This window comes from Streptomyces sp. NPDC059456, from assembly GCF_042750055.1.
Lineage (GTDB): Bacteria > Actinomycetota > Actinomycetes > Streptomycetales > Streptomycetaceae > Streptomyces.
This window is the reverse complement of sequence record NZ_JBHYVA010000240.1, coordinates 8,657-11,049: the sequence shown is the minus strand read 5'-3', so window position 1 is coordinate 11,049 and position 2,393 is coordinate 8,657. Positions and strand designations below refer to the sequence as shown.

The 2,393-nt window shown below is 76.7% G+C and carries 2 protein-coding genes and 1 pseudogene; 1 reads left to right on the top strand and 2 read right to left on the bottom strand.

What is annotated here, in order from left to right:
• Nucleotides 1-301 precede the first annotated feature (301 nt).
• Nucleotides 302-874 (bottom strand): TIGR03086 family metal-binding protein, encoded by a 573-nt coding sequence (locus ACFXA3_RS21430; RefSeq protein WP_385188929.1) that lies wholly within the window; start codon nucleotides 872-874, stop codon nucleotides 302-304.
• A 193-nt stretch (nucleotides 875-1,067) separates the two neighbouring features.
• Between ACFXA3_RS21430 and ACFXA3_RS21425 the strand changes: the two genes are divergently transcribed.
• Nucleotides 1,068-1,886 (top strand): methyltransferase domain-containing protein, encoded by an 819-nt coding sequence (locus ACFXA3_RS21425; protein WP_385188927.1) that lies wholly within the window; start codon nucleotides 1,068-1,070, stop codon nucleotides 1,884-1,886.
• Between the two features lie 157 nt (nucleotides 1,887-2,043).
• Here ACFXA3_RS21425 and ACFXA3_RS21420 read toward each other — a convergent pair.
• Nucleotides 2,044-2,393 (bottom strand): annotated as a pseudogene (locus ACFXA3_RS21420) (DUF5107 domain-containing protein); the annotation flags it as partial.

The window sequence follows — 2,393 nt, the reverse complement described above, 5'->3', positions numbered from 1 at the left end:
CCGGCGCCCTCGCGCGCGGGCCGCCCGCCGCCGGCGGGTTCGGGGGCGGCCCGCTCGGCCGCGGCCGCGAACACGGCGGTGAGCTCGGGGAGCACGGGCAGGCCGGGCTCGGGCGCGGGAGGCCCGTACCGGACCGGGCCTCGGCCCTCCGCCGTGCGCTGCATCCCCGACACCTCGCCCCGCCTTCCCCGGTCCGGCCCGCGCCCGCCACCGGCTGACGACAGCCTTGCGAACATGCCCTTTATACGGCGATACGCAGGGGTACGCCTGTTCTCGTCCCGGCGGTGGGCGGTCCGGGGTTTCAGCCCTGCCGGCCCACCAGGGCCAGCAGCCGGGTCTGGGCGTCCGCCTCCGCCGGGACCTCCAGCGGCGCCGCGAACATCCCACTGGCCGCGAGCCCGTCGGCGTACGGCAGGACTTCCTGGAGGGCGAACGCGACGAGACCGGCGGGGAGCCGGTCGTCGGCGCCGGTGCCCCGCGCGAGGTCCCATGCGTGGACGATGCAGTCGGCGGTCTGCTCGGCGCAGTACGCCCTGCCCAGGACGGGCCCGTACGACAGCCTGACGGTGCACTCCAGGGCCCCGGGCGCGGCGAAGGCGGCATGGGCGGCGACCGCGGCCCGCTCCCAGGCGCCGGTTGGGTCCGCGCCGAGCACGTCGCCGGAGAACGCGTCGCCGATCTCCTCGACGGTGCGCCCCTCGGTGACCATCGGCGGGATCCACAGCTGCTCGCCGGTGACGTGGTTGACCAGGTCGCGCACGGACCACTGCGTGCAGGGGGTCGGGGCGTCCCACGGGCCGGCCCCGACGGCGCGCACCCGCGCGCCGAACAGCCGCAGGGCATCGGCGTGCTGTTCGAGCAGCGTGTCCGGCACGGCCCTCACCGCCCTCCGCCGGGATGCCGGCTTCCGTAGCCCACTGTCCTCGCCCGCGCTGCACCCTGCCACCGACCCGGCCAGTCCCCTTGCCACACAAGCCTTCTGTCCACATGTCAAAACACGGGTCTCATATGACGGGCCCATCCCCTACCGTGATCACAACGCTTCGACGACGAGGAGGAGTCGGTCCATGAACGCCAGGGAATCGGCCGTCTACACGCACGGCCACCACGAGTCCGTGCTGCGCTCGCACCGCTGGCGCACCGCCGCGAACTCCGCGGCGTACCTGATCGGCGAGCTGCGGCCGGGGATGTCGGTCCTGGACGTGGGCTGCGGCCCGGGCACGATCACGGCGGACCTGGCGGAACTGGTCGCGCCGGGCGGCCGGGTCACGGCAGTCGACGCGGCGCGCGACGTCCTGGAGCAGGCCGCGGAGTACGTACGGGAGCGCGGCCTGGACGGGGTGGTCACCTTCGCCACGGCGGACGTCCACGCCCTGGACTTCCCGGACGGCTCCTTCGACGTGGTCCACGCCCACCAGGTGCTCCAGCACGTCGGCGATCCGGTGCAGGCCCTGCGGGAGATGCGGCGGGTGTGCCGGCCGGGCGGGATCGTGGCCGCCCGGGACGCCGACTACGCGGCGATGACCTGGTATCCGGCGGAGCCGGTGCTGGACGAGTGGCTGGGCCTGTACCGGCGGGTGGCCCGCGCGAACGGCGGCGAGCCGGACGCCGGGCGCCGGCTGCTGTCCTGGGCGAGGGCGGCGGGCTTCACGCAGGTGGCCTCGTCGGCGACGGCCTGGTGCTACGCCACGCCCGAGGAGACCGCGTGGTGGTCCGGCCTGTGGGCGGAGCGCACGACGGCCTCGGCGTACGCGTCCCTCGCGACGGGCGCGGGCCACGCGACCCCGGCCGGGCTGGCCGCCATCGCCGAGGCCTGGCACCGCTGGGGCGCGGCCCCGGACGCGTGGTTCTCGGTCCTGAACGGCGAAATCCTGGCCAGGGCCTGACCCGGCCCGGCTGACCCGCCCGACCCGGTCCGCCTGCCCTGGCTGACCCGGCTGACCCGGCTGACCCGCCCGCCTGCCCCGGCCGACCCGCCCGGCTGACCCGCGCGGCCCGGACCGCGCGGCCCGGACCGCCCCGGCCCTGCCCGGTCAGGCAGCCCTACAGCGGCGGGCGCATGCGGAAGTCGTACGACCGGGGCAGCGGGCGGTGCGTCACGCGCGCCCAGACCTCCGAGAGGATCTCGTCCCCCTCGCGGAGGTCGGGCAGTTCGAAGCCCTCCTCGAACACCCGCCGTGCCGCGCCCACATGCCCCTCCGCCGCCAGCAGCCGGGCCGCCAGCAGCCGGAACCGGCCCTCCTCCCGGAGCGCCGGCCGCAGCCGGTCCCACACGGCCCGGGCCGCCGGCAGCCGGCCCGCGGCCAGCAGCGTCGTCATCGCCTCCCGTCCCAGGGCCGACTCGGCGGCCGTCCAGGCCCGGCCGCCCCGGCTCTCCTCGGCCAGGTCCTCGA